Genomic DNA, 5,136 nt, shown 5'->3' on the forward strand with positions numbered 1-5,136 from the left:
GGCCGCCGTGGCGCCAGTGGGACTTACCTTTGAAGGGCTCGAGCCGGGCGGCAAGCCCCTGGTCCGGGTGGGAAACCTGCGACACAGCGCTGATCTGGGAGACCTGGTCTTCCGCTGGCGCCTTGAAGATAACGGCGAACCAGTCGCCTCCGGTGAGCTCACCGTCGATGGGCTCGACGGCGGTCCTCTCGCCCCTGGCGCTTCGGCCTCAGTGCCCCTCCCAGTGTCCGCGGAAGGATGCACAGGAGAGGTATGGGTGACCGTCGAGGCCGTCCTCGCGCAGGATGCCGGGTGGGCGCCTTCCGGGCACGAAGTCGCCTCGGCGCAGGGCCGCCTCGCGTTATCCGCGACGCGCCCGCTGCCGTTCGCTGCCGGGCTCCCGGGCCGAGCTTGGCGGCAAGGGGAAAGCGCTGGGCTCCTGGAGCTCGGACCGGCAGTCTTCGATCAAGGGCGACTCGTTACACTCGCGGGCCTCCCTGTCGATGGGCCCCGCCTTGAACTGTTCCGGGCTCCCACGGACAATGACCGCGGCGAATCCCGGGGTGGATACATCGACACCGACCCCTGGGCACCAGACGCAGACGGAATCCCCGGCGTAGGAGCTCCCGGGCCTTCGTCGGCAGCACGCTGGTACAAAGCCGGACTGGACCGGCTGCACGGGCGCGTTGAGGCAGTCGAAGTGCTCGATGAACGGGCCCTCCGTGTGCGCACCCGGTACGCCGCGGCGGACCAGGTCCGCACCGTCACCGTCGAGGAGCAATGGATCCTCGATTCCGAAGGTCTGTGGCTGCGGGTGGACATTCTTCCGTCCTCCGATTGGGGCGGCGTGTGGCCCCGCGTCGGGGTCCGGTTCGGGCTACCCACCCACGTGGACGCAGCGTCATGGTTCGGGCTGGGCCCACACGAGTCCTACCCGGACAGCCTCGAAGCTGCGCATGTAGGAGGGTACGCCGCCGGGATCGATCAGCTCGCCGTGCCATACGCGGGGCCGCAGGAGACCGGTCACCGCGGGGGCCTTCGTTCGCTCAGCCTGCTCCGGGGCTCAGAACCGTGGGTACGGTTCGACGCGTTCCCGGATGCACGGGGCCGCCTGCCGGGCTTCACCTTGAGCCGCTACACGGCCCAGGAGCTGGCCGCAGCTGGACACCCGCACGAGCTGCCTCTTGCCACGCGCTCATGGCTATACCTCGATGCGGCTCAGCACGGGCTCGGCACCCGCTCGTGTGGCCCGGATGTTTGGCCCGAGTCAGCGTTGGCGCCGGAGGCACGAACGCTCACTTTCCGCCTGGGGGCCCCCAAATGACCAGCCTCGTAATGCCCAGGACGAGCACCGATACCGTCCCGATCTCGGGTCGACAGACCACGCTGCGCTACGGCCCCTACACCGCCGAAGTAGCCAGCGTAGGTGCAACGTTGCGCTCCTTGCGCCACAACGGCAGAGACCTGATTCTCCCCTTTTCGGAACATCAGGTCCGCCCCGCCTACCGAGGTGCAGTCTTGGCCCCCTGGCCCAACAGGGTGATCGCAGGTCGGTATGAATTCGAAGGCGTGGAATACCAGCTCGGTATCAACGAACCGAGCCGGGGCCATGCGCTCCATGGGTTACTGGCCTGGCAAGACTGGTGCCGCGTGGAATCCGACGAGTCCTCGGCAATTCTGTCCACCGTCATTCAAGCGCGGAGCGGTTACCCCTTCCGTTTGGACGTACAGGTGTCCTACCAGCTGGATCTTTCCGGGCTGCACACCACGGTTACAGCCACCAACACCGGCCCCGGCTCAGCACCTTACGGGGCGGTCGGACACCCGTACCTGATCGCCGGCGAGGGCCGGGTTGACGACTGGATTCTCGAGCTGCCCGCAAGGAAAGTGCAGCAAGTCACGGCAGACCTTCTGGTACCAACGGGAGTAAGCGACGTTTCCGATGATCGACGCTACGACTTTGTGTCCCCCCGACCTATCGGTTCCACAACACTAGACCATGCCTTTACCGACGTTGTACGTGACGATGAGGGCTACTCAACTGCACGCCTGACGACATGGGACGGGTCGGGAACTTCGATGACATGGGGCCGGGACTGTCCCTGGGTTCAGATACACACAGCCGACCTTCCGGATGTGGAATCCAGCAGAGCCGGCCTGGCGGTAGAACCAATGACCTGTCCGCCTAATGCCTTCAACACCAGGACAGACCTCATAGTCCTCCTCCCGGGGCAAAGTCATACCGCGAGCTGGAACATCGAAGCGATACCTGCAAACCCAACCCACACTCGCTCATGAAAATCTTGGTTACAGGCGGCACAGGTTATATCGGTTCCCACACTGTTTTGTCCCTGCAGGAAGCCGGTCACGACGTGGTCGTCATCGACAACCTGGTCAACTCCAGCGAGGAGTCACTGCGTCGCGTGGCTGAACTCAGCGGCAAGACCGCGGAGTTCCACCATGTTGACCTGGTCGACGAAGCCGCCGTCGAGGATGTCTTCGCCGGCGCCGGCATCGATGCGGTCATCCATTTTGCCGGGCTCAAAGCCGTGGGCGAGTCGGTGCAGGAGCCGCTGAAGTACTACTACAACAACCTGGTGAGCACGTTGAACCTGATCCGCGCCATGGACCGGCATGACGTCCGCTCCATCGTGTTCAGCTCCTCTGCCACCGTCTACGGCGAACACAACGCCATCCCCTACGTGGAAACGATGGAGATTGGCGCCAACAACCCCTATGGACGCACCAAGGAACAGATCGAGGACATCCTCTCCGACCTCGGAGCCGCCCACTCCCGCTGGCACATCGCACTGCTGCGCTACTTCAACCCGGTGGGCGCACACCCCTCCGGACGGATTGGCGAGGACCCGCAGGGTATCCCCAACAACCTGGTCCCGTTCATCGCCCAGGTGGCCGTGGGCCGCCGAGAGAAGCTCAGGGTCTTCGGTGGCGACTACGACACCCCCGACGGCACCTGCCTGCGCGACTACATCCACGTGGTGGACCTCGCCGAAGGACACGTCGCGGCGCTGAACTACATCGCCGGAAGCACCGGCGTCTTCCGCTGGAACCTCGGCTCCGGCAAGGGCTCTTCCGTCCTGGAGGTCCTGCGCTCGTTCGAAAAGGCGGTGGGTAGGCCCATCCCCTACGAGATCACCGGCCGCCGCGCGGGAGACCTGCCCGCGTTCTGGGCCGACTCCAGCTCCGCTCTGGCTGACCTGAGCTGGTCCACCACCAAGACCGTGGACCAGATGTGTGAAGACCACTGGCGCTGGCAGGAAAACAACCCCCAAGGCTATATATCCCGCCGAAAATGAACTGTAGGAGCAGTGGATAAATGCAGCCAGAGAACTCCACCTGCACGGACTTCCACGAGCACGAACGCACCCAACACGATTCCATCACCGTTCATGTGCACACACGAACCCGTTTGGATGCAGCCGTCGAGGCCGCCGTCCAAGAACTCGCTGTTTGCGCGAGATATCGGAGGCAGGGAATTCTGGTGACCCGGACGGCTCCGGGGACTGTCATCGTAAGCCTCGACCCCGATGTTCCCTGCGGCATGAGCTACGAACAAACTACCTGGTAATACGAGAAGGCGATAAGTCGAATCAGCCTTATGGCTGTATCGCCTTTTCTGATGAGCCCCCTTCCAACACGGCAACTCTAGGAATTACGCATGAAAATTGGAATCTTCACCAGCGGTGGCGACTGCCCCGGATTGAACGCGGTCATCCGCGGCGCCGTGCTGAAAGGCATCGCCATCCACGGCCACGAGTTCGTCGGCTTCCTCGACGGATGGCGCGGCGTGGTGGAGGGCGACATCATCGACATCCCCCGCACCATGGTCCGCGGCATCGCCAAGCAGGGCGGCACCATCCTGGGCACCTCGCGCACCAACCCGTTCGAAAATGGCGGTGGCCCCGAGGTCATCAAGGCCCACATGGACCGCCTGGGCATCGACGCGATGATCGCGATCGGCGGTGAAGGTACCCTGGCCGCGGCCAAGCGCCTCACTGACGTCGGTCTGAAAATCGTCGGTGTTCCGAAGACCGTGGATAACGACCTCGACGCCACTGACTACACCTTTGGTTTCGACACCGCCGTGCAGATCGCCACGGAAGCCATCGACCGGCTGCGGACCACCGGCGAGTCCCACCACCGGTGCATGATCGCCGAAGTGATGGGCCGCCACGTGGGCTGGATCGCGCTGCACGCCGGAATGGCCACCGGCGCCCACGCCATCCTCATCCCCGAACAAAAAGTCAGCATCAACCAGATCACCCAATGGGTAAAGGAAGCCCACCACCGTGGCCGCGCACCCCTGGTGGTCGTCGCAGAAGGCTTCATTCCCGAACATATGGACGGGGCTTATTCCGAGCGTGGCCTGGACACCTTCGGCCGTCCCCGCCTGGGCGGCATCGCCGAGCAGCTCGCACCTGAGCTGGAAGCCCGGACTGGCATTGAAACCCGCGCCACCATCCTGGGCCATATCCAGCGCGGCGGCGTCCCCTCCGCCTTCGACCGGGTTCTGGCCACCCGCCTCGGGATGGCGGCCATCGACTCCGTCGTTGAAGGCTACTGGGGCACCATGGTGACCCTAAAGGGAACGGACATCCAGCACGTCAACTTCCATGAAGCTCTGGGTCAGCTCAAGACCGTCCCGCAGAAGCGTTACGACGAAGCGGCCGTCCTGTTCGGCTAACACTCAAAAAACAAACATTATTCGCGAACGCTATGCTCCCCGTCACAAAGCTGCTCAGCGTCTGCTGCAATGAAGCTCGAGGACGACATGCAAACAAGCACGACGCCGAATCAAGACCAAACAAACACCCACTCTTTCGCACCGTGGCAGCCTGTTGACGACTGGACTGTGCTGACCAACCAGGACGTCGAAGTTCACACTCACGGCAGCGTGACCGACCGCGGGCGGGTCGAAGCTGTCATGGCCGACGGATCTCTACTGTGGCTGATGCAGGACGGAGCCCACAGCCGGCGCGTTGTAGAACAACAACCAGGAACGTACATTCGTCGTATCTGAAACTGACAGCGATCGTGTCGCGGGGACCAGATGTGCACTCAAGCTTCAACGGCCAACGGCTCGCACCTCATGGTCCAGATGGTGTAGCTCAAGGGCGCCTCATCATTGAAGCACAC

Annotated in this window: 5 protein-coding genes; all 5 read left to right on the plus strand. The window is 63.5% G+C overall.

Annotated elements, in window-relative coordinates; all coding sequences use genetic code 11:
- Positions 1–1,303, plus strand: a 1,303-nt coding sequence (locus tag AC3IMC_RS20345) for a beta-galactosidase small subunit-related protein (RefSeq protein ID WP_490920713.1), incomplete at its 5' end; no start/stop codon positions are given.
- A gap of 11 nt (positions 1,304–1,314) precedes the next feature.
- Positions 1,315–2,277: an aldose 1-epimerase family protein gene (locus AC3IMC_RS20350; protein ID WP_490920715.1), complete on the plus strand. Its 963-nt coding sequence runs from the start codon at positions 1,315–1,317 to the stop codon at positions 2,275–2,277.
- Entirely contained in the window at positions 2,274–3,296 is a 1,023-nt protein-coding gene (gene galE, locus AC3IMC_RS20355) for a UDP-glucose 4-epimerase GalE (RefSeq protein WP_201435006.1), read from the plus strand. The genes AC3IMC_RS20350 and galE overlap by 4 nt, the downstream gene beginning before the upstream one ends.
- Before the next feature lie 362 nt (positions 3,297–3,658).
- Complete coding sequence (locus tag AC3IMC_RS20360; protein WP_490920714.1) at positions 3,659–4,684, plus strand: 6-phosphofructokinase; 1,026 nt, start codon at positions 3,659–3,661, stop codon at positions 4,682–4,684.
- Positions 4,685–4,753: 69 nt separating this feature from the next.
- On the plus strand, positions 4,754–5,020 hold the full coding sequence (locus tag AC3IMC_RS20365) for a hypothetical protein (RefSeq protein ID WP_201435003.1): 267 nt from the start codon (positions 4,754–4,756) through the stop codon (positions 5,018–5,020).
- The last annotated feature ends 116 nt before the right edge of the window (positions 5,021–5,136 follow it).

The sequence above is a fragment of the Arthrobacter sp. E70 genome (assembly GCF_058266945.1).

Excerpts from the sequence above, each read along its gene's own strand:
- AC3IMC_RS20360 (WP_490920714.1), top strand. The coding sequence starts at position 3,659 with ATGAAAATTGGAATCTTCACCAGCGGTGGCGACTGCCCCGGATTGAAC.
- galE (WP_201435006.1), top strand. The coding sequence starts at position 2,274 with ATGAAAATCTTGGTTACAGGCGGCACAGGTTATATCGGTTCCCACACT.
- AC3IMC_RS20350 (WP_490920715.1), top strand. The coding sequence starts at position 1,315 with ATGCCCAGGACGAGCACCGATACCGTCCCGATCTCGGGTCGACAGACC.
- AC3IMC_RS20365 (WP_201435003.1), top strand. The coding sequence starts at position 4,754 with ATGAAGCTCGAGGACGACATGCAAACAAGCACGACGCCGAATCAAGAC.